Source organism: Ruegeria sp. CJ3 (genome assembly GCF_056536725.1).
This window is the reverse complement of sequence record NZ_JBQFQE010000003.1, coordinates 1-21,204: the sequence shown is the minus strand read 5'-3', so window position 1 is coordinate 21,204 and position 21,204 is coordinate 1. Positions and strand designations below refer to the sequence as shown.

Annotated in this window: 17 protein-coding genes; 13 read left to right on the top strand and 4 right to left on the bottom strand. The window is 57.9% G+C overall.

Annotation, left to right across the window (positions count from 1 at the left end; genetic code table 11):
• Positions 1–4: 4 nt before the first annotated feature.
• Positions 5–508, bottom strand: coding sequence for a hypothetical protein (locus ACR0J1_RS05800; RefSeq protein ID WP_480734636.1), 504 nt, complete (start codon positions 506–508; stop codon positions 5–7).
• Positions 509–923: 415 nt separating this feature from the next.
• On the opposite strand from ACR0J1_RS05800, the gene rplK reads away from it, so the two are divergent.
• The 4 genes from rplK to ACR0J1_RS05780 all read left to right on the top strand — a co-directional run bounded on the left by rplK (position 924) and on the right by ACR0J1_RS05780 (position 4,227).
• Positions 924–1,373, top strand: coding sequence for a 50S ribosomal protein L11 (gene rplK, locus ACR0J1_RS05795; RefSeq protein WP_480731323.1), 450 nt, complete (start codon positions 924–926; stop codon positions 1,371–1,373).
• A gap of 1 nt (position 1,374) precedes the next feature.
• Positions 1,375–2,073, top strand: a complete 699-nt coding sequence (gene rplA / locus ACR0J1_RS05790; RefSeq protein WP_480731321.1) for a 50S ribosomal protein L1 — start codon at positions 1,375–1,377, stop codon at positions 2,071–2,073.
• 229 nt (positions 2,074–2,302) lie between these two features.
• Positions 2,303–3,100 (top strand): hypothetical protein, encoded by a 798-nt coding sequence (locus ACR0J1_RS05785; protein ID WP_480731320.1) that lies wholly within the window; start codon positions 2,303–2,305, stop codon positions 3,098–3,100.
• 104 nt (positions 3,101–3,204) lie between these two features.
• Positions 3,205–4,227: a Hint domain-containing protein gene (locus ACR0J1_RS05780; RefSeq protein WP_480731319.1), complete on the top strand. Its 1,023-nt coding sequence runs from the start codon at positions 3,205–3,207 to the stop codon at positions 4,225–4,227.
• Between the two features lie 27 nt (positions 4,228–4,254).
• On the opposite strand, the gene ACR0J1_RS05775 is transcribed toward ACR0J1_RS05780, so the two are convergent.
• Positions 4,255–5,247: an aminoglycoside phosphotransferase family protein gene (locus ACR0J1_RS05775; RefSeq protein ID WP_480731318.1), complete on the bottom strand. Its 993-nt coding sequence runs from the start codon at positions 5,245–5,247 to the stop codon at positions 4,255–4,257.
• 363 nt (positions 5,248–5,610) lie between these two features.
• On the opposite strand from ACR0J1_RS05775, the gene rplJ reads away from it, so the two are divergent.
• From rplJ to rpoC, 4 genes are all read left to right on the top strand, one after another.
• Positions 5,611–6,129 (top strand): 50S ribosomal protein L10, encoded by a 519-nt coding sequence (gene rplJ / locus ACR0J1_RS05770; protein WP_010441181.1) that lies wholly within the window; start codon positions 5,611–5,613, stop codon positions 6,127–6,129.
• A gap of 79 nt (positions 6,130–6,208) precedes the next feature.
• Entirely contained in the window at positions 6,209–6,583 is a 375-nt protein-coding gene (gene rplL / locus ACR0J1_RS05765; protein ID WP_008204003.1) for a 50S ribosomal protein L7/L12, read from the top strand.
• A gap of 250 nt (positions 6,584–6,833) precedes the next feature.
• Positions 6,834–10,970: a DNA-directed RNA polymerase subunit beta gene (rpoB, locus tag ACR0J1_RS05760; RefSeq protein WP_480731316.1), complete on the top strand. Its 4,137-nt coding sequence runs from the start codon at positions 6,834–6,836 to the stop codon at positions 10,968–10,970.
• Between the two features lie 81 nt (positions 10,971–11,051).
• On the top strand, positions 11,052–15,293 hold the full coding sequence (gene rpoC / locus ACR0J1_RS05755; RefSeq protein WP_480731315.1) for a DNA-directed RNA polymerase subunit beta': 4,242 nt from the start codon (positions 11,052–11,054) through the stop codon (positions 15,291–15,293).
• 95 nt (positions 15,294–15,388) lie between these two features.
• Here rpoC and fosX read toward each other — a convergent pair whose 3' ends face one another.
• Positions 15,389–15,802, bottom strand: a complete 414-nt coding sequence (gene fosX, locus ACR0J1_RS05750) for a FosX/FosE/FosI family fosfomycin resistance hydrolase (RefSeq protein WP_480731314.1) — start codon at positions 15,800–15,802, stop codon at positions 15,389–15,391.
• Between the two features lie 148 nt (positions 15,803–15,950).
• Here fosX and ACR0J1_RS05745 point away from each other — a divergent pair, with 148 nt between their 5' ends.
• Positions 15,951–16,817 carry a DMT family transporter gene (locus ACR0J1_RS05745; protein ID WP_480731313.1) on the top strand — a complete coding sequence of 289 codons (867 nt, stop codon included), beginning with the start codon at positions 15,951–15,953 and terminating at the stop codon, positions 16,815–16,817.
• Here ACR0J1_RS05745 and ACR0J1_RS05740 read toward each other — a convergent pair.
• Positions 16,805–17,617: a putative rhamnosyl transferase gene (locus ACR0J1_RS05740; RefSeq protein ID WP_480731311.1), complete on the bottom strand. Its 813-nt coding sequence runs from the start codon at positions 17,615–17,617 to the stop codon at positions 16,805–16,807. The genes ACR0J1_RS05745 and ACR0J1_RS05740 overlap by 13 nt on opposite strands.
• Positions 17,618–18,014: 397 nt before the next feature.
• Here ACR0J1_RS05740 and rpsL point away from each other — a divergent pair, with 397 nt between their 5' ends.
• From rpsL to ACR0J1_RS05720, 4 genes are all read left to right on the top strand, one after another.
• A complete protein-coding gene (gene rpsL, locus ACR0J1_RS05735; RefSeq protein ID WP_005621086.1) occupies positions 18,015–18,386 on the top strand; it encodes a 30S ribosomal protein S12 in 372 nt (123 codons plus the stop codon).
• 15 nt (positions 18,387–18,401) lie between these two features.
• Positions 18,402–18,872: a 30S ribosomal protein S7 gene (rpsG, locus tag ACR0J1_RS05730; protein WP_008756926.1), complete on the top strand. Its 471-nt coding sequence runs from the start codon at positions 18,402–18,404 to the stop codon at positions 18,870–18,872.
• A gap of 18 nt (positions 18,873–18,890) precedes the next feature.
• On the top strand, positions 18,891–21,008 hold the full coding sequence (gene fusA, locus ACR0J1_RS05725; protein ID WP_480731310.1) for an elongation factor G: 2,118 nt from the start codon (positions 18,891–18,893) through the stop codon (positions 21,006–21,008).
• 60 nt (positions 21,009–21,068) lie between these two features.
• Positions 21,069–21,204, top strand: a 136-nt coding sequence (locus ACR0J1_RS05720) for a GTP-binding protein (protein WP_480732136.1), incomplete at its 3' end; no start/stop codon positions are given.

The window sequence follows — 21,204 nt, the reverse complement described above, 5'->3', positions numbered from 1 at the left end:
TTGGTCAACCTAGACCCTCCGCAATTTGACGCCAGCGAAAAGAAATCACAGCTATCAATGCAAGAGTTCCCAGCATCATTCCGAAGTTCGCAAAGCGATAGGCCGCGTATCTGAAGACAAGATCATTGAACCGATTGATATTTTCTTTTTCGCGTCCTTCGTTGGTTTCCAAGCCATAGGTCCGAATGCACCTCAGGCAGACAGTCGCCAGAAAGAGGTAAACGTTAAGTTCGATTAAGACTGTAACAAAAGAGACTGTATCCTCGCGGACGACCACAAGCATTGCGAGGAGCACGGCTATCATTATTGATATGTGGCCAAGTAACGCTGACGATCTAGCGTTGATTAGATCCACATAGACACCGATGCGTGATGCACTTGTGTTTTGATCAAAAAAATCAGTCTCTGACAATCCGTCTGGATGGAGCACATCCGACATTCTTTGTTCTATGAGTTTTGTGTCGACAAACAGAATAACAATGCTCCAAAGAACTGCGTCATAGGCCAAATAGAAAAGTCGTATCATAGTACAAATTCAACAGCTTCTTCTTAGTAATATGTTTGACATGGACTTCATCGCGAGCAGTCCATTTTCGGTCTCGTTCCCGAGTGTTCACTGTATGGGCTTGATGATTCGGAGCAAGGCCTTTTAGGTGCTCGAAGAATTGTTCGAACGGTTTGTACCGGAAGTGCAGTATCTTGTTCTGTTCCTTAGACGAATGATCAGCTCCACCTGCTAAAAGACGTTGCTACAGAATGGTGGTAGCACCACTTGCCAACCCCACCATTCCCCTATAGATGCCGCCTCTATCGTCTTCGGGCGAGATTCTCTCGTGGGAGGTTGCTGGGATCGCGATCCCGGATCGGACCACGCAACATAGTCTGGGTGAAACGCGTTTCGCCTAAGTTGAAAGGAAAACCAAATGGCCAAGAAGCTTGCTGGTACAATGAAGCTGCAGGTTCCTGCAGGTCAGGCGAACCCGTCGCCGCCAGTTGGTCCGGCGCTGGGTCAGCGCGGCATCAACATCATGGAATTCTGCAAGGCGTTCAACGCCAAGACCGCAGACATGGAGCAAGGTGCTCCTTGCCCGACCGTGATCACCTATTATCAGGACAAGTCCTTTACCATGGACATCAAGACGCCGCCCGCGTCTTATTACCTGAAAAAAGCCGCTGGTCTGAAGCCGGTTGGCAAGCGGAACCGCCCCCGTGGCGCCGAGAACCCCGGTCGTGAGACTGTGGCAACCGTGACCACCAAGCAGGTTCGTGAAATCGCCGAAGCCAAAATGAAAGATCTGAACGCCACCAGCGTCGAAGGTGCGATGCAGATCATCCTGGGCTCGGCCCGCTCTATGGGCATCGAGGTGAAGTAAGATGGCAAAACTTGGTAAACGTACCCGCGCCGCGCGCGAAGCTATCGCTGGCAAGGAAAATCTGTCGGTCGAAGAAGCGGTTGCTCTGGTCAAGGGCAATGCAACCTCGAAATTCGACGAGACCATCGAAATCGCGATGAACCTGGGCGTCGACACCCGCCATGCGGACCAGATGGTGCGCGGCGTTGTCGGCCTGCCCAATGGCACCGGCAAAGCGATGCGCGTTGCTGTATTCGCACGCGGCCCCAAAGCTGACGAAGCAAAAGAAGCAGGCGCGGATATCATTGGTGCAGAAGACCTGATGGAAACCATTCAGGGTGGCACCATCGAATTTGACCGCTGCATTGCGACCCCGGACATGATGCCCATCGTCGGCCGTCTTGGTAAAGTTCTGGGCCCCCGCAACCTGATGCCGAACCCCAAGGTGGGCACCGTGACCATGGACGTGAAAGCGGCCGTGGAAGCAGCCAAGGGTGGTGAAGTTCAGTTCAAGGCGGAAAAAGGCGGCGTTGTGCATGCCGGAGTTGGCAAAGCGTCGTTCGACGAAGCCAAGCTGGTCGAAAACGTTCGCGCCTTTGTCTCGGCTGTGGCCAAGGCGAAACCCTCGGGCGCCAAGGGCACCTACATGAAGAAAATCGCGCTGAGCTCGACCATGGGCCCGGGCGTGACTGTCGACGTGGCAGAGGCAGCGGGCGAATAAGCCCTCGCTGACCTTTCAGCAATAGAAAACCCGGGTGGCGCGCGCTGCCCGGTTTTTTTTGTTTTGTCGCCGCCTTGCGCAGCGAAAAAACTGATGGCAGAGAATGGTTCGCGATCGATTGCGAACCGGTGGTCGCATCGCACAAGCACGAAACTCAGGGCAGGTCAGCGACGCAGTGGATACCTCGATTGAAACCCTGTTTCTCGTCAGGACCAGAGGGTTCCCCGAGATGGCACGCCTGCTGGCCACGCGTCTCGCATCAGCCGGAGCCGAGGTCGCAATTGTCATGGACGAACAAGATGGCCCGGCAGATTGCACACCTTTCACGAAGGTGTTGCTTTGCGGTGAAGCTCTCGGCGAACAGGGTTTGAAGTCTCTGCCGCAACGATGGCGCTGGATGTGCGGGGATATGTGCTATTATCTGGCCGCCGCCGCGTTGCCGGGTTTTGCGCGCTACGTTCTCATCGAATCCGATGTTTTTGTCCCGTCTGCTGGTGTGGCGGACTTGGTCCGTTCTATGTCCTCATATCCTGCTGATGCGATTGCGGCACGTCTTGAGAAGATTGGGGGCCGGAGGTTCTCGAATACGCTGTATCACTTTGGAGTCGACCCCAACTGGGGGTGCCTGTTCCCGCTTACGGCGGTGAGTCCGAATGTCATAGACGAAATGAAAAAACTGCGGGCCGAGCAATTGCGCCGGTTTCCCGATATCAAGCTGAACGACGAAGCGGTCCTTGCCGGGGCCGTCAACCGAGGGAAGCTTTCCTATGCAAAACTGGAGGATGTGATCCCGGATCAGGTGCCGGTCGAGACTTTCAGCACGAATCCTCCTCATCTGTACGAGGTGGTACGGGACCGGGTGGATGAGCACCGCCTGTTTCATCCAGTGATCCCATTCGCGACCATTCTGGCCCGGCTCGATAGCGGAGAGAAAGCCTATAACCGGCGCCGCCTGCGCAATGTGCTGAAGACCGCACCCCGACCCATGCGGCAAGAGCTCCGGCGGCGACTGGAGACGAAAAAGTGATCGCCCGGCGGGGTTGATCGATTGCGCGAATTTTCCGATACACTCTGAAGGTAACCAGGGCCGACACCCGGGTTTTGTGTTTCTTCAGTAACGGTTCGGTCGCGATGGTTCTACGCAGTTTCTTTGCCCAGGATAGTGAAAGCCTGCTCGTGCTCTCAAGCGGCAATCCCGCGATTGAGGGGGGGCCGATCGTCAACAACTCGGACACGCCGGATGGGACGATATTCGAGTATTCGGCCGGAACGGGCACCACGATAACCCTGGACGACACGTTTGAAGTCGACGTCTTCAATGACGACGAACCCGGCGATCATATCATCACCGATGGGGGCGGCATCGTCGCGAACGGGCAGGGGGTCGAGTCCGAGTCGCTGATCAACGTGCGGGCGCTGGACGCCGATGGCAATCCGACCGGGCCGGAAATCACGATTTACGTCTTCTCGCAGGGCGGCGTGTTTTCGGACGTCTGGGGCTATGGTACGTCGGCACCGCTTGTTGACGGGACGCAATATATCAAGGTCAGTGGGTCAAATGCCGGCAGTTCGGCCTATACCGACTATATCCCCTGCTTTGCGGCCGGGACGCTGATCGAGACCGAAGGCGGCAACTGTCTGGTCGAAGACATCCATGTCGGTCAGCGGGTCTGGACCCGGGACGGAGGGCTACAGAGCGTGCTCTGGGTCGGGCATACGCAGGTCAAGGGGGCCGGAGCATTCGCCCCTGTTGTCATCGCCCCTGGCGTGATCGGCAACAGTACTCAGCTTGTGCTGTCGCAGCAGCATCGAGTGCTGATCAACGATGCCGCCGCCGAGATTCTGTTTGGTGAGCGCGAGGTGCTGGTTGCGGCCAAGCATCTGTGCGGGTTGCCGGGGGTGGGCATCCACGAGACCGAAGCCGTGCGGTATACTCATTTCATGTTCGACCGGCATCATCTGGTGCGTTCGAATGGGGCGTTGAGCGAAAGCTTCTTTTTGGCGCGCAACTCGGTCGGGGCTTTGACCATGCGCCAGCGGGCCGAGATCCTGTCTCTGTTCCCTGAACTGGGTGCGGCCGGCGCGCAGTTCGGCCCGACGGTCGCGCCGACCCTTGGCGCACGGGATGCCGCGGTTCTGCGCAGCTATATCTGACCGGGCAGGCCGAAAGGCCGCGCCGCCTCAGATCAAAGTATCGGTCAGGGTCAGTTTCAGGCGCAGGCGCAGGCGGTCGGCGCGGCGTCTGTCATAGTCGCTGTATTCGCGATCCTGCTGGCTCAGCAGCAGCCAGTCGCGCATCAATCGCCCGCGCATGCAAAAGTCCAGAATGTCCATGTTGATCGGATGGCGGTAGAGGCGAAAGAACATCTCTTTATTGCGGCTCAGGATGCCGCTGCGGTCCAACTCCTCGGCATCTCCGGGGCGAAACACATCGGCCTTCAGGAAATCGACGATATCGTAGACGGCCAGCTTGTCGCGCGCTTCGGTGAAATCCAGCCCGATGGCCGTGCCCTGGCCTAGGATAAGGTTCAGGCCGTGGAAATCTCCGTGCGAAAACACGCGTATGTCTTCCAGCCCGCGCAGGTGCACCGCGTCCGCGCGCATGATGTTCATCATGCGTTGGTATTCGTGCCGAACATGCGATTTGATCGTGTCCGAGGAATTGCGGATGCGCTCCATCATCCATTGTGGCCAGAACGCATAGGGCTGCGCCGGTTGCACGCTGTGCAGATCATGCAGCCACGCACCGGCCCGGCGATAGGCTTGCGCAACCCTGTTGTCGTCGGGCTCGTTATAGATCACATCCAGCGCCGTGGTGCGGTCGATGAATTCGGTGACAAAAAACAGACCCGACGGCGACATATAGGCCGGGGTCACGACCCGCGACGTTGCGGTTTGCGCAAAATGGGCGCTCAGGTCCGTCAGAACGCGGTATTCATGCTGCAAGCGCCCGGTTTCGGGCGAGTCCAGATCGACCTTGAGCGCGAAATCGCGATTGCCGGTCGTCACGCGCAGGACCAGCCGCTTGCCCGGAAAGTCGTGTGACCGCTTGACGCCGACCACTGACGCGACCGTCCCCGCGCGAGTGGCCTGCGCGAACTCTTGGGCATATTGCGTGGCGCGCTGCGTTTCGTCAGGCGTGAGGGTCAACATAGTGGGGCGGGATTGCAGCATTGTTGGTCATACATTGGCGTGACCGGACACCACAGGCGTGTGCGTGTCAATGCAAGGTGGCTTAGAAAGCGCCGAGCGGGTGGGCAATTTACCCCTTGGAAACCCAGGCCATCTGCCCTAAGTAGGGCTGCGGAATAAAGCGTGCGATTCGTCGTGCGCTTTATTTTGTTTCGTCCAAGACGGTGGGTGGTGCCATATGGCCCCTTAATTCCCTGCCTGAGACGGGTAAGACCAAAGAATTCTGAGGGTCACGATCCTCGGGCGCATTTTGGCCAATCCCGTAACAACGGACCTGAACGCCGGAGGCTTGCCTTCGGCAAATATGAGCCGGGGTGAGATATCGCCCCTAACTTGGAGAGAACTGTGGATAGAGCCCAGAAAGAGAAAGTGGTCGAGGAACTCGGCCAAATCTTCGAAAGCTCTGGCGTCGTAGTGGTTTCGCACTACGCCGGTCTGACAGTTGCCGAGATGCAGGACCTTCGCGCACGTGCTCGTGACGCGGGTGGTGCCGTGCGTGTTGCCAAAAACAGGCTCGCCAAAATCGCCCTTGAGGGTAAGCCGTGTGAAAGCATGGCCGACCTGCTGACAGGGATGACCGTTCTGACCTATTCCGAGGACCCCGTGGCAGCAGCCAAGGTGGCCGAGGACTTCGCCAAGGATAACAAGAATTTTGAGATCCTCGGCGGTGCTATGGGCGAGAACGCTCTGGACCGCAAAGGCGTCGAAACAGTTTCGAAAATGCCGTCCCGTGAAGAGCTTATTGCTTCGATCGTGGGCTGCATTGGCGCACCTGCTTCGAACATCGCCGGCGCGATTGGCGCACCTGCAAGCAACATCGCAAGCATCCTTTCCACCATCGAAGAGAAGGCGGAAGCTGCGTAAGCGGTTGGCACTGAATGATCTGCGTAGGGGATACCCCCTGACGTTGGAACACACACTGTAAACGGAAAGAGCTGATAAAATGGCTGATCTGAAAGCACTCGCAGAAAGCATCGTGGGTCTGACCCTGCTGGAAGCACAAGAACTGAAAACCATCCTCAAAGACGAATACGGCATCGAGCCCGCAGCTGGCGGCGCAGTTGTCATGGCAGCAGGCGGCGACGCCGGTGGCGCAGCTGAGGAAGAAAAAACCGAATTCGACGTCGTTCTGAAGAACGCCGGCGCTTCGAAAATCAACGTGATCAAAGAAGTTCGCGGCATCACCGGTCTGGGCCTGAAAGAAGCCAAGGAACTGGTCGAAGCCGGTGGCAAGATCAAAGAAGGCGTAGACAAAGCAGAAGCAGAAGACGTCAAAGCCAAGCTGGAAGCAGCTGGCGCCGAAGTCGAGCTGGCCTAAGCTTAGTCTCTGGCGCATCGCTGATGTGCCGAAAAATTTGGCTGGGTCCGGAGAAATCCGGGTCCAGCCGAACCTGTCTTAGAAAGGGCCTCAATCAAGGGGGTGTTTTCTAAGACACGGTTTTCGGATCGGGAGGCCGCCTTCGGGACGGTGGTCACGAATTGATCCGGACGTGTCGTCTCGATTGTGCAAGATGCCGGGGCCCGACGGTGTCTTTGCCCGCTGAGAACATCGAAAGGTGACATCTGACATGGCTCAAACGTTCCTTGGCCAGAAACGTCTTCGTAAATATTACGGCAAAATCCGCGAAGTTTTGGAAATGCCGAACCTCATTGAGGTGCAGAAATCTTCTTATGACCTTTTCCTGCGCTCCGGCGATGCAGAACAGCCCACAGATGGCGAAGGCATCAAAGGTGTGTTCCAGTCGGTTTTCCCGATCAAGGATTTCAACGAAACCTCCGTTCTGGAGTTTGTGAAATACGATCTGGAAAAACCCAAATACGACGTCGAAGAGTGCATGCAGCGCGATATGACCTATAGCGCGCCGCTGAAGGTCACTCTGCGTCTGATCGTGTTTGATGTCGATGAGGACACCGGCGCGAAATCGGTCAAAGACATCAAGGAACAGGACGTGTTCATGGGCGATATGCCCCTGATGACACCGAACGGCACGTTCATCGTGAACGGCACCGAGCGTGTGATCGTGTCCCAAATGCACCGCTCGCCCGGTGTGTTCTTTGACCACGACAAGGGCAAGACCCATTCCTCGGGCAAACTGCTGTTTGCCTGCCGCATCATCCCGTATCGCGGCAGCTGGCTGGACTTTGAGTTCGACGCTAAAGATATCGTGTTCGCCCGTATTGACCGTCGCCGCAAGCTGCCTGTGACAACTCTGCTGTATGCGCTGGGTCTGGATCAGGAAGCGATCATGGACGCGTACTACAACACCGTGTCCTACAAGCTGGACAAGAAGAAAGGCTGGGTCACGCCCTTCTTCCCCGAGCGTGTGCGCGGCACCCGTCCGACATATGATCTGATCGACGCGAAATCGGGCGAAGTGATTGCCGAAGCGGGCAAGAAAGTCACCCCGCGCGCGGTAAAGAAGCTGATCGACGAAGGTGCAGTCACCGACCTGCTGGTGCCCTTCGACAACATCGTCGGCAAATACGTCGCCAAGGACATCATCAACGAAGAAAACGGCGCGATCTATGTCGAGGCCGGTGACGAACTGACCCTTGAGTATGACAAAGACGGCGACCTGATCGGTGGCACCGTCAAGGACCTGATGGATGCGGGCATCACCGACATCCCGGTTCTGGACATCGACAACGTCAATGTCGGCCCCTACATGCGCAACACCATGGCTCAGGACAAGAACATGAGCCGCGAAACCGCTCTGATGGACATCTACCGCGTCATGCGTCCGGGCGAGCCGCCCACCGTCGAGGCGGCCTCGGCCCTGTTCGACACCCTGTTCTTCGACAGCGAACGCTATGACCTGTCCGCTGTTGGTCGCGTGAAAATGAACATGCGTCTGGCTCTGGACGCGCCGGACACCCTGCGCACGCTGCGCCGCGAGGACATCGTGGCCTGCATCAAGGCGCTGGTGGAACTGCGTGACGGCAAAGGCGACGTGGACGATATCGACCACCTCGGCAACCGTCGTGTGCGCTCGGTCGGCGAGCTGATGGAAAACCAGTACCGCGTTGGCCTGCTGCGCATGGAGCGCGCGATCAAAGAGCGTATGTCGTCTGTCGAAATCGACACCGTCATGCCTCAGGACCTGATCAACGCGAAACCGGCTGCGGCTGCTGTTCGTGAATTCTTCGGCTCGTCGCAGCTGTCGCAGTTCATGGACCAGACCAACCCGCTGTCCGAGGTTACCCACAAACGCCGTCTCTCGGCGCTTGGCCCCGGTGGTCTGACACGTGAGCGTGCGGGCTTTGAGGTGCGCGACGTACACCCGACCCACTATGGCCGGATGTGCCCGATTGAAACGCCCGAAGGTCCGAACATCGGTCTGATCAACTCGCTGGCCACCTTTGCTCGCGTGAACAAGTATGGCTTCATCGAAACACCGTACCGTGTCGTCAAAGACGCCGAGGTGACCGATGAGGTGCACTATATGTCTGCGACCGAAGAAATGCGTCACACCGTGGCGCAGGCGAACGCGACGCTGGATGCCGATGGCAAGTTCATCAACGATCTGGTTTCGACCCGTCAGGCCGGTGACTACACCCTCGCCCCGCGCGAGAATGTGGACCTGATCGACGTGTCGCCGAAACAGCTGGTTTCGGTCGCTGCATCGCTGATCCCGTTCCTTGAAAATGACGACGCCAACCGCGCTCTGATGGGCTCGAACATGCAACGTCAGGCGGTTCCGCTGCTGCGCGCCGAAGCGCCGCTGGTCGGTACTGGAATCGAGGAAAAGGTTGCGATCGATTCAGGTGCTGCAATTCAGGCGAAACGCGCCGGTATCATCGACCAGGTCGATGCCCAGCGTATCGTTATCCGTGCCACCGAGGATCTGGAACTGGGCGACGCTGGCGTTGACATCTATCGTCTGCGCAAATTCCAGCGTTCGAACCAGAACACCTGCATCAACCAGCGTCCGCTGATCAAGGTGGGTGACACCGTCCAGAAGGGCGAGGTCATTGCCGATGGTCCGTCGACCGATATGGGTGAACTGGCCCTTGGTAAGAACGTGGTCGTCGCGTTCATGCCGTGGAACGGTTACAACTACGAAGACTCGATCCTGATCTCGGAACGTATCGCGCGTGATGACGTCTTTACCTCGGTCCATATCGAGGAATTTGAAGTCGCCGCCCGTGACACCAAGCTGGGTCCGGAAGAGATCACCCGCGACATCCCGAACGTCGGTGAAGAAGCGCTGCGCAACCTCGACGAGGCTGGCATCGTTTACATCGGTGCGGATGTTGAGCCGGGCGATATTCTGGTCGGCAAGATCACTCCGAAGGGCGAAAGCCCGATGACCCCGGAAGAAAAGCTGCTGCGCGCCATCTTTGGTGAAAAAGCATCTGACGTGCGCGACACCTCGCTGCGCGTGAAGCCGGGCGATTACGGTACGGTCGTGGAAGTCCGCGTCTTCAATCGTCACGGTGTCGAGAAAGACGAGCGCGCGTTGCAGATCGAGCGTGAGGAAGTCGAACGTCTGGCCCGTGACCGGGACGACGAGCTGGCAATCCTTGACCGCAACATCTATGCGCGTCTGCAAGGTCTGATCCTGGGTAAAACCGCCGTCAAAGGCCCGAAAGGCGTCAAGGCAGGCTCGGTGATCACCGAGGAGCTGCTGGAAACCCTGACCCGTGGTCAGTGGTGGCAACTGGCGCTCGAAGGTGAGCAGGACGCGCAGATCGTAGAGGCTCTGAACGAGCAGTACGAAGTGCAGAAGCGTGCTCTGGACGCCCGTTTCGAGGACAAGGTCGAGAAGGTCCGTCGTGGCGACGACCTGCCGCCGGGTGTGATGAAGATGGTCAAAGTCTTCATCGCCGTGAAGCGTAAGCTGCAGCCGGGCGACAAGATGGCCGGTCGTCACGGGAACAAAGGTGTGATCTCCAAGGTTGTTCCGATGGAAGACATGCCGTTCCTGGCCGATGGTACGCCGGTCGACTTCTGTCTGAACCCGCTGGGCGTGCCGTCGCGTATGAACGTTGGTCAGATTCTGGAAACCCACATGGGTTGGGCCGCACGCGGTCTGGGTCTGAACATCGACGACGCTCTGGGTGAGTACCGCCGCTCCGGCGATCTGACCCCGGTTCGCGAAGCGATGAAGCTGGCCTATGGCGAGGATGTCTACGAAGAAGGCATCACCGGTCTGGACGAGGATGGCCTGATCGAGGCTGCGGGCAACGTGACCCGCGGTGTTCCGATCGCAACCCCGGTCTTCGACGGTGCCAAAGAGGCAGACGTCAACGACGCGCTGGTGCGTGCGGGCTTCTCGGAAAGCGGTCAGTCGGTTTTGTTCGACGGTCGCACCGGTGAGCAATTTGCACGTCCGGTCACCGTGGGCATCAAGTACCTGCTGAAACTGCACCACCTGGTGGATGACAAAATCCACGCGCGTTCGACCGGGCCGTACAGCTTGGTCACCCAGCAGCCGCTGGGTGGTAAGGCGCAGTTCGGTGGTCAGCGCTTTGGTGAGATGGAAGTCTGGGCTCTGGAAGCTTACGGCGCCGCCTACACCCTGCAGGAGATGCTCACCGTGAAATCGGATGACGTCGCCGGCCGGACCAAGGTCTATGAGTCGATCGTCAAGGGCGAGGATAACTTTGAAGCGGGCGTACCGGAATCGTTCAACGTTCTGGTGAAAGAAGTCCGCGGCCTCGGCCTGAATATGGAACTCCTGGATGCGGAGGTTGAGGAATAAGAATTTTGAAAAAATTCTTAGGCGGAAACTTTTGAAGTTTCCGCTCCCCTCTCCCCCCTTCCGCAAGATTTGAGGTAACAAATGAACCAGGAAATCACCAACAACCCGTTCAACCCGCTGACGCCCCCGAAGGTCTTCGACGAGATCAAGGTCTCGCTGGCCAGCCCCGAGCGGATCCTGTCTTGGTCCTATGGCGAGATCAAGAAACCCGAAACCATCAACTACCGGACGTTCAAGCCCGAGCGTGACGGTCTGTTCTGCGCGCGTATCTTTGGCCCGATCAAAGACTACGAATGTCTGTGCGGCAAATATAAGCGGATGAAGTATCGCGGCGTTGTCTGCGAAAAATGTGGCGTGGAAGTCACCCTGCAGAAAGTCCGCCGTGAGCGTATGGGCCACATCGAACTGGCCGCGCCCGTCGCACATATCTGGTTCCTGAAGTCGCTGCCGTCCCGCATCGGTCTGATGCTGGACATGACGCTGCGCGATCTGGAACGCGTTCTGTACTTTGAAAACTATGTCGTTATCGAACCTGGTCTGACCGACCTGACCTATGGCCAGATGCTGACCGAAGAAGAGTACATGGATGCGCAGGATGCCTATGGCATGGACGCGTTCACCGCGAATATCGGTGCCGAAGCCATCCGTGAGATGCTGGCCCAGATCGATCTGGAAGCCGAAGCCGAGCAGCTGCGCGCTGATCTGGCCGAAGCGACCGGCGAACTGAAGCCCAAGAAGATCATCAAGCGTCTGAAGGTCGTTGAATCCTTCCTCGAGTCGGGCAACCGGCCCGAGTGGATGGTGATGACCGTGATCCCGGTCATTCCGCCGGAACTGCGTCCGCTGGTTCCGCTGGATGGTGGCCGTTTCGCGACTTCGGATCTGAACGATCTGTATCGCCGCGTCATCAACCGGAACAACCGTCTGAAGCGTCTGATCGAGCTGCGCGCGCCTGACATCATCGTCCGCAACGAAAAGCGGATGCTGCAGGAATCCGTTGACGCTCTGTTCGACAACGGCCGTCGTGGCCGCGTGATCACCGGCGCCAACAAGCGTCCGCTGAAATCACTGTCGGACATGCTGAAAGGTAAGCAGGGCCGCTTCCGTCAGAACCTTCTGGGTAAGCGGGTCGATTTCTCGGGTCGTTCGGTCATTGTGACCGGTCCGGAACTCAAGCTGCACCAGTGTGGCCTGCCCAAGAAGATGGCGCTGGAGCTTTTCAAGCCGTTCATCTACTCGCGCCTTGAAGCCAAGGGTCTGTCTTCGACTGTGAAACAGGCGAAGAAACTGGTCGAGAAAGAGCGTCCCGAAGTGTGGGATATTCTTGACGAGGTGATCCGCGAACACCCTGTCATGCTGAACCGTGCGCCGACGCTGCACCGTCTTGGCATTCAGGCGTTCGAGCCGGTTCTGATCGAAGGTAAAGCCATCCAGCTGCACCCGCTGGTCTGTTCGGCCTTTAACGCCGACTTCGACGGTGACCAGATGGCGGTTCACGTCCCACTGAGCCTTGAGGCACAGCTGGAAGCCCGTGTTCTGATGATGTCGACGAACAACGTTCTGTCGCCTGCCAACGGCGCGCCCATTATTGTCCCGTCGCAGGATATGATCCTGGGTCTCTACTATGTGACACTGGAACGCGAAGGCATGCCGGGTGAAGGCAAGGTCTTTGGGTCTATCGAAGAAGTTCAGCACGCGCTGGACGCCGGTGAAGTGCATCTGCACACCAAGATCACCGCGCGGATCACTCAGATCGACGACGAAGGCAACGAAGTTCAGAAGCGTTTCGAGACCACTCCGGGCCGTCTGCGTCTGGGTGCCTTGCTGCCAATGAACAACAAAGCACCGTTCGAGCTGGTCAACCGTCTGCTGCGGAAGAAAGAAGTGCAGCAGGTGATCGACACCGTCTACCGCTACTGCGGTCAGAAAGAGTCGGTTATCTTCTGTGACCAGATCATGTCGATGGGCTTCAAAGAAGCGTTCAAGGCGGGCATCTCGTTCGGTAAGGACGACATGGTCATTCCCGACGACAAGTGGGGCATCGTTGATGACACCCGCAGTCAGGTGAAGGACTTTGAACAGCAGTACATGGACGGTCTGATTACGCAGGGCGAAAAGTACAACAAGGTTGTCGATGCCTGGTCGAAATGTAACGACCGTGTCACCGAAGCGATGATGAGCACCATTTCGTCGTCTGAACGGGCAGAGAATGGGTCCGAACAGGAACCGAACTCGGTCTACATGATGGCCCACTCGGGCGCGCGTGGCTCGGTCACTCAGATGAAACAGCTGGGCGGTATGCGTGGCCTGATGGCCAAGCCGAACGGTGACATCATCGAGACGCCGATCATCTCGAACTTTAAAGAAGGTCTGACCGTTCTTGAATACTTCAACTCGACCCACGGTGCTCGTAAAGGTCTGTCGGATACCGCTCTGAAGACGGCGAACTCAGGCTACCTGACCCGTCGTCTGGTGGACGTGGCGCAGGACTGCATCGTTCGTGAGATCGACTGTGGCACCGAGCGAGCGATCACTGCCGAAGCCGCCGTGAACGACGGTGAGGTTGTCGCCTCGCTGGCCGAACGTGTGCTGGGCCGTGTTTCTGCTGATGACGTTCTGCGTCCGGGCACGGATGAGGTTCTGGTTGCTGCTGGTCAGCTGATCGACGAACGCATGGCTGACACCATTGATGAGGCTGGCGTTGCGTCGATGCGCATCCGTTCGCCTCTGACCTGTGAGTCCGAGGAAGGCGTTTGCGCCACTTGCTATGGTCGTGACCTTGCACGCGGTACCATGGTGAACACGGGTGAGGCTGTCGGCATCATCGCCGCCCAGTCCATCGGTGAACCCGGTACACAGCTGACGATGCGGACCTTCCACATCGGTGGTGTTGCGCAAGGTGGTCAGCAGTCGTTCCAGGAAGCCAGCCAGGACGGTGTCGTTTCCTTCGAGAACCCGCAGATTCTGGTGAATGCCGCAGGTGAAAGCCTGGTCATGGGCCGGAACATGAAGCTGGTGATCAAGGACGAACACGGTGAAGAGCGTGCCAGCCACAAGCTGGGCTACGGCTCGAAGCTGTTCGTCAAGGATGGTACCAAAGTCGCTCGCGGCGACAAGCTGTTCGAATGGGATCCCTACACCCTGCCGATCATCGCCGAGAAAGCTGGTACTGCGAAGTACGTCGACTTGGTTTCGGGCCTTGCTGTCCGTGACGAGACCGATGATGCAACCGGTATGACCCAGAAGATCGTGATCGACTGGCGCGCCGCCCCCAAAGGCAGCGACCTCAAGCCCGAGATCATTCTGGTCGGTGAAGATGGCGAACCGGTCCGCAACGATGCGGGCAACCCGGTTCACTATCCGATGTCGGTGGATGCGATCCTGTCGGTCGAAGATGGCCAGCAGATCGAAGCCGGTGACGTTGTCGCGCGTATCCCGCGTGAAGGCGCCAAGACTAAGGACATCACCGGTGGTCTGCCGCGTGTGGCCGAACTGTTCGAAGCCCGTCGTCCGAAAGATCACGCAATCATCGCAGAAGCCGATGGTTACGTGCGCTTTGGCCGCGACTACAAGAACAAGCGCCGCATCAGCATCGAACCGGCTGACGAGACCATGGAGACCATCGAGTACATGGTGCCCAAGGGCAAGCACATCCCGGTCGCCGAAGGGGACTTCATCCAGAAGGGTGAATACCTGATGGACGGTAACCCGGCTCCGCATGACATCCTGTCCATCATGGGTGTCGAAGCGCTGGCGGATTACATGATCGACGAAGTGCAGGACGTCTATCGTCTGCAGGGCGTGAAGATCAACGACAAGCACATCGAGGTCATCGTGCGCCAGATGCTGCAGAAGTGGGAGATCCTGGATTCAGGCGATTCCACCCTGTTGAAAGGCGAGCATGTCGACAAGCAGGAGTTTGACGCGGCCAACGAGAAGGCCATCGCCCGGGGCGGTCGCCCTGCTCAGGGTGAGCCGATCCTCTTGGGGATCACCAAGGCCTCACTGCAGACGCGTTCGTTCATCTCGGCAGCGTCGTTCCAGGAAACCACCCGCGTGCTGACCGAGGCTTCGGTTCAGGGCAAGAAGGACAAGCTGGTTGGCCTGAAAGAGAACGTCATCGTCGGTCGCCTCATCCCCGCCGGGACCGGTGGGGCCACGCAGGCCGTCCGCCACATCGCGCAGTCGCGTGACAATGTGGTCATCGAAGCCCGCCGGGAAGAGGCCGAAGCGGCTGCTGCTCTGGCTGCGCCGATGATCGACGACGACATGGTCGGAGATGAGCTGGACGTTCTGGTGGAAACTCCGGAAAGCCGCGAATAAGCGCCACGATATAAACCGATCAAGGCCCCGCCGTTAAGCGGGGCCTTTTTTCGTCGGGGGGCGGTTTCTTGAAAAGAAACCGCCCCTGAAACTTTTTAAGTTTCAGGCCCCTCGGCGTAACGTTTCAATCGTTCTTCAAGCGTGCCGCTGTGCAGCTCGAACATATGGTTGTCGTGGTCGTAGAAATAGATTGAGCGCCCCTCGCCCGGAACCCGCGACCGGCCTTCGCGCACTTCGAGGCCAAGCGACCGGATGCGTCGCAACCGCTCGTCATAGTCATCTTCGCCCATTTTGAAAGCGACATGATTATAGGTCCTTTCGGTCAACGGCTCGCCCTCCATCGTGGCAATCCATAGGCCGCCGATGTCGAAGAACCGTTCTTTCGACAGGGAAAACGTCCAGTCGCCGCTGTCATAGATCTTTCTGGCATCCAGAACGGTTGTCAGCACTTCCTCCATCTTATCGAGGTCTCTTACAATGAATGTCATGTGGCTCAGGCCTTCGATCACGGTGTACCTCTTTGATTTGGCGGGGTTTCATCATAACATGGCACAGGGCTCTGTCAGCAGGGCTCGGTGGAGCCTTCATTGATAAGTTGACATTGGGCAGACCTGACGGGCCAATGGTTCCGTTCACTTGCGATTGGATAAAGGCCGAATGACGCCAAATATGAAAGGCGCGCTGCTGATGATGGGCAGCATGGCGGGCTTTACCGTCAATGACACGCTGGTCAAAGTTGCGTTGCAGGATTTGCCGCTGTTTCAACTGGTGGCGATCCGGGGCGCGGTGGCGACCGCTTTGGTCTTTCTACTGGCCCGACATCTGGGCGCGTTGCACCTGAATTTCCCGCGTCATGACAAGGGGTTGATCGCCCTGCGCTGCCTCAGCGAGCTGTCCGCCACTTTCTTCTTTCTGACCGCTCTCAAGCATATGCCGCTGGCGAATGTGACGGCGGTGCTGCAGGCGCTGCCGCTGACGGTGACGCTTGGGGCGGCCTTGGTGTTTGGCGAGCGTATCGGCTGGCGACGGATCACCGCGATTGCACTTGGGTTCGCGGGGATGCTGTTGATCGTGCGCCCCGGTCCGGATGGATTCAGCCTTTATGCCGTCTACGCGCTGATTGCGGTGGCATCTGTCACCCTGCGGGACCTGATCACGCGGCGCATGTCGGCCGATGTGCCCTCGATGGTGGTCACGCTGGCCACATCGCTAACGATCACGCTGACCGCCGCAGTTGTTTCGCTTTTTGAGGGCTGGGTACCGGTTCCGCTGGCTGCCGGGGTGCTGACGGTCTCGGCCGCCGTCTTTGTCCTCAGCGGCTATCTGTTCAGTGTCATGGTGATGCGCGTGGGTGAGGTCGGTTTTGTCGCGCCGTTCCGATATTCCAGCCTGATCTGGGCTCTGGTTCTGGGCTGGCTGGTCTTTGACGACTGGCCCGACCCGGTGACGATGATGGGCGCTGCGTTGGTTGTCGGGGCCGGGCTGTTTACGCTGTTCCGGGAAAGGTCCGCTCAGGCCGAATGAACCCGGCGCACCACGTTCTGATCGATGGCAAAGCGCGCAATGAATTCACCCTCCAACTCTGGTGTCAGCGCCTCAAACTCATCCTTGTTGTTTCGCGCGTGTTTGGAATCGTTGAATCCGTTTAGCGTGCGTACCCACATCGGCGCGTCTGCATAGCTGATGACGGGCATGAAACGTGCAATGCGGTGATGCGTGAAATTCATGACCGACTGGGTGCATCCGCCTGCGATATACATGCCTTGCGAGACGCCCAGCATGGGTTTGTACACTTCCGAGGCACGAATGCCCTCCGGGCCGAACCGGGCAAAGAATCCAAGACTATAGTCGATCCCGACCATCTGGTTTTTGGCCAGCAACCCCGCACTGTCCTGCGCTGCGACGCGCAGGCGCTCGACCAGATCGACCGAGACCGCATCGTCATCGTCATGCCGGAACTGGATGCAGGGCTGATCGGGATCGGTGCGGGCCGCATTCAGCACCGATCTCATGACCTGACGCGGCCTCATCTGGGTGTCGGCGGACTTCTGGATGATCCGAACTTGTTTCATCCCTGCGGTCAGATCGTGCAGCCGGTCAAAGGCCGGTTTTGGCAGGCAATCCCCGATCACGATCAGGAAGTCGAAATCCTCATCGGTCTGTTCGCGAAAACAGGGCAGGGTCGAGGCTTCGAACAGGCGGAACCGTTCCTCAAGACGGGCGGGGTTATAGAGATAGCTGCGGCGTTCTTCGACGGTTTCATGTACGGTCTGAAACCCTCCGAGGGCGGGGTAGGAAAAGCGGCACAGGCCGAGGATTTGCATGAATCACCCGTCAGAATTGGCTTGGCCAAACTATGCCTTTGCGTTTTCCGACCCGCAACCAGGCATTGAGGGCTGGAGCGGTGCAAGACGGGCTGATAAATCTGCGCAATCTGGCCCGTGGGGCATCCAGAACCGGATGCTGTTGACACTTGGGCCGACTCCCCCTATTACGCGCGACATCTCGGTACCGGGGGCCGCCCCATAACCGATTTCAGTAATGAACTGGTCAAGGCCCGGACACTTTTATCGTTCGCGCCCTCTGATAACAAACCGCGACGTTCACCTCGGAATGGGAACGCTCGCGGGTTTTGCGCTTGTGGACGCATGAGTGCAGCGAATTTAACCGCACGCAACCGCGTGCATGTCATGTGTGTTGCAAAACGGGGAAGAAACCGGAATGCCAACTATTCAACAGCTGATCCGCAAACCGCGGCAGCCCAAAGTAAAACGCTCGAAGTCCATGCACCTGGAGCAGTGCCCGCAGAAGCGCGGCGTCTGCACCCGTGTGTATACCACCACACCGAAAAAGCCGAACTCGGCGATGCGTAAGGTTGCCAAGGTGCGCCTGACCAACGGGTTCGAGGTCATCTCGTACATCCCCGGTGAAAGCCACAACCTGCAGGAACACTCGGTTGTTCTGATCCGTGGCGGCCGTGTGAAAGACCTTCCCGGTGTGCGTTACCACATCCTGCGCGGTGTTCTGGATACTCAGGGCGTCAAAGATCGTAAGCAACGTCGTTCGAAATACGGCGCGAAGCGTCCCAAGTAAGAAGGAGAGGCTGATATGTCACGTCGTCACGCCGCCGAAAAACGCGAAGTCCTGCCTGACGCCAAATTTGGCGACAAGGTCCTGACCAAATTCATGAACAACCTGATGATCGACGGCAAGAAGTCGGTCGCAGAGCGCATCGTCTATAACGCCTTTGATCGCGTTGAAGGCAAGATCAAGCGCGCACCGGTCGAAGTGTTCCACGAAGCACTCGACAACATCAAACCGTCGGTCGAGGTTCGCTCGCGCCGGGTTGGTGGTGCAACCTATCAGGTTCCGGTCGAAGTCCGCCCCGAGCGCCGCGAAGCACTGGCCATCCGCTGGCTGATCACCGCTGCCCGTGGCCGCAACGAAAACACCATGGAAGAGCGCCTTGCAGGCGAGCTGCTGGACGCCGTTCAGTCCCGCGGCACTGCTGTGAAAAAGCGCGAAGACACCCACAAGATGGCCGAGGCGAACAAAGCCTTCAGCCATTACCGTTGGTAATTCCAGAGGCTTATCAAAATGGCACGCGAATATACACTCGAACATTACCGTAACTTCGGTATCATGGCGCATATCGATGCAGGCAAAACCACCTGCTCGGAGCGCATCCTGTATTACACTGGTAAATCCCACAACATTGGTGAGGTGCACGATGGTGCGGCCACCATGGACTGGATGGAGCAGGAGCAGGAACGCGGCATCACCATCACTTCGGCTGCGACCACCACCTTCTGGGAACGCACCGAAGACGGTCAGACCGCTGACTCGGCCAAGCACCGCCTGAACATCATCGACACCCCCGGCCACGTCGACTTCACCATCGAAGTTGAACGTTCGCTGGCGGTTCTCGACGGTGCCGTTTGCGTTCTGGACGCAAACGCCGGTGTTGAGCCCCAGACCGAAACCGTGTGGCGTCAGGCTGACCGCTACAAGGTTCCGCGTATGGTTTTCGTCAACAAGATGGACAAGATCGGCGCCGACTTCTTCAACTGCGTTCGCATGATCGAAGACCGCACCGGCGCACGTGCTGTTCCGGTTGGTATTCCGATCGGCGCCGAGTCCGAGCTGGAAGGCCTGGTTGATCTGGTCACCATGGAAGAATGGCTGTGGCAAGGCGAAGATCTGGGCGCAAGCTGGGTCAAAGCCCCGATCCGCGACAGCCTGAAAGACATGGCTGATGAATGGCGCGGCAAGATGATCGAAGCGGCCGTCGAAATGGACGACGACGCGATGATGGAATACCTGGAAGGCAATGAGCCCGACGTTCCGACCCTGCGCGCCCTGCTGCGTAAAGGTACCCTGGAAATCGCGTTCGTTCCGGTTCTGGGTGGTTCGGCGTTCAAGAACAAAGGCGTTCAGCCGCTGCTCAACGCTGTGATCGACTATCTGCCCAGCCCGCTGGACGTTGTCGATTACATGGGCTTCAAACCCGGCGACGAGGAAGAAGTTCGTGACATCGCCCGTCGTGCAGACGACAATATGGCGTTCTCCGGTCTGGCGTTCAAAATCATGAACGACCCCTTCGTTGGATCGCTGACCTTCACTCGGATCTACTCGGGCACCATGAACAAAGGTGACTCGATCCTGAACTCGACCAAAGGTAAGAAAGAGCGCATCGGTCGTATGATGATGATGCACTCGAACAACCGGGAAGAGATCGAAGAAGCGTTTGCAGGCGACATCATCGCGCTGGCGGGTCTGAAAGACACCACCACCGGTGACACCCTGTGTGATGCGAAGGATCCGGTGGTTCTGGAAACCATGACCTTCCCCGATCCGGTGATCGAAATCGCGGTTGAGCCCAAAACCAAGGGCGACCAGGAAAAAATGTCCCAGGGTCTGGCCCGTCTGGCCGCCGAAGACCCCTCCTTCCGCGTGGAAACTGATCTGGAATCCGGTCAGACCATCATGAAGGGCATGGGCGAACTTCACCTGGACATCCTGGTTGACCGTCTGAAGCGCGAGTTCAAGGTTGAAGCGAACATCGGTGCACCTCAGGTGGCCTATCGTGAAACCATCTCGATGCCGGTTGAGCACACCTACACCCACAAGAAACAGTCGGGTGGTTCGGGTCAGTTCGCGGAAGTCAAGCTTGAGATCCAGCCGACCGAAGCAGGCGAAGGCTATTCGTTCGAAAGCCGCATCGTTGGTGGTGCCGTTCCGAAGGAATACATCCCAGGTGTTGAAAAAGGCATCAACTCGGTCATGGACAGCGGCCCGCTGGCTGGCTTCCCCGTGATCGACTTCAAGGTTGCCCTGCTGGACGGTAAGTTCCACGACGTTGACTCGAGCGTTCTGGCATTCGAAATCGCATCGCGGATGTGTATGCGTGAAGGCATGCGCAAAGCTGGCGCGAAACTGCTGGAACCGATCATGAAGGTTGAAGTGATCACCCCGGAAGAATACACCGGCGGTATCATCGGCGACCTGACCTCGCGTCGTGGCCAGGTCTCTGGTCAGGAACCGCGCGGCAACGCGATCGCGATCGACGCGTTCGTTCCGCTGGCGAATATGTTCGGCTACATCAACACTCTGCGTTCGATGTCGTCGGGCCGTGCCCAGTTCACCATGCAGTTCGACCACTACGATCCGGTTCCGCAGAACATCTCGGACGAGATCCAGGCGAAATACGCATAAGCGAAGATTTGAGGGAGCTCGGTTGGCGGGCTCCCTTCATTACCGACAAAGGAGGCCATCATGGCAAAGGAAAAGTTTGAGCGTACAAAACCGCACGTCAACATCGGCACGATTGGCCACGTTGACCATGGTAAAACGACGCTGACCGCAGCGATCACCAAGTATTTCGGTGACTTCAAAGCGTATGACCAGATTG

What these genes read in the sequence shown, in the direction of transcription:
- rpsL (WP_005621086.1), top strand. Translation starts at nt 18,015, where the DNA reads ATGCCAACTATTCAACAGCTGATCCGCAAACCGCGGCAGCCCAAAGTA.
- rpoC (WP_480731315.1), top strand. Translation starts at nt 11,052, where the DNA reads ATGAACCAGGAAATCACCAACAACCCGTTCAACCCGCTGACGCCCCCG.
- rpoB (WP_480731316.1), top strand. Translation starts at nt 6,834, where the DNA reads ATGGCTCAAACGTTCCTTGGCCAGAAACGTCTTCGTAAATATTACGGC.
- ACR0J1_RS05775 (WP_480731318.1), bottom strand. Translation starts at nt 5,247, where the DNA reads ATGCTGCAATCCCGCCCCACTATGTTGACCCTCACGCCTGACGAAACG.
- rplA (WP_480731321.1), top strand. Translation starts at nt 1,375, where the DNA reads ATGGCAAAACTTGGTAAACGTACCCGCGCCGCGCGCGAAGCTATCGCT.
- ACR0J1_RS05780 (WP_480731319.1), top strand. Translation starts at nt 3,205, where the DNA reads ATGGTTCTACGCAGTTTCTTTGCCCAGGATAGTGAAAGCCTGCTCGTG.
- fusA (WP_480731310.1), top strand. Translation starts at nt 18,891, where the DNA reads ATGGCACGCGAATATACACTCGAACATTACCGTAACTTCGGTATCATG.
- rplK (WP_480731323.1), top strand. Translation starts at nt 924, where the DNA reads ATGGCCAAGAAGCTTGCTGGTACAATGAAGCTGCAGGTTCCTGCAGGT.
- rplL (WP_008204003.1), top strand. Translation starts at nt 6,209, where the DNA reads ATGGCTGATCTGAAAGCACTCGCAGAAAGCATCGTGGGTCTGACCCTG.
- rpsG (WP_008756926.1), top strand. Translation starts at nt 18,402, where the DNA reads ATGTCACGTCGTCACGCCGCCGAAAAACGCGAAGTCCTGCCTGACGCC.
- ACR0J1_RS05745 (WP_480731313.1), top strand. Translation starts at nt 15,951, where the DNA reads ATGACGCCAAATATGAAAGGCGCGCTGCTGATGATGGGCAGCATGGCG.
- ACR0J1_RS05740 (WP_480731311.1), bottom strand. Translation starts at nt 17,617, where the DNA reads ATGCAAATCCTCGGCCTGTGCCGCTTTTCCTACCCCGCCCTCGGAGGG.
- ACR0J1_RS05785 (WP_480731320.1), top strand. Translation starts at nt 2,303, where the DNA reads ATGGCACGCCTGCTGGCCACGCGTCTCGCATCAGCCGGAGCCGAGGTC.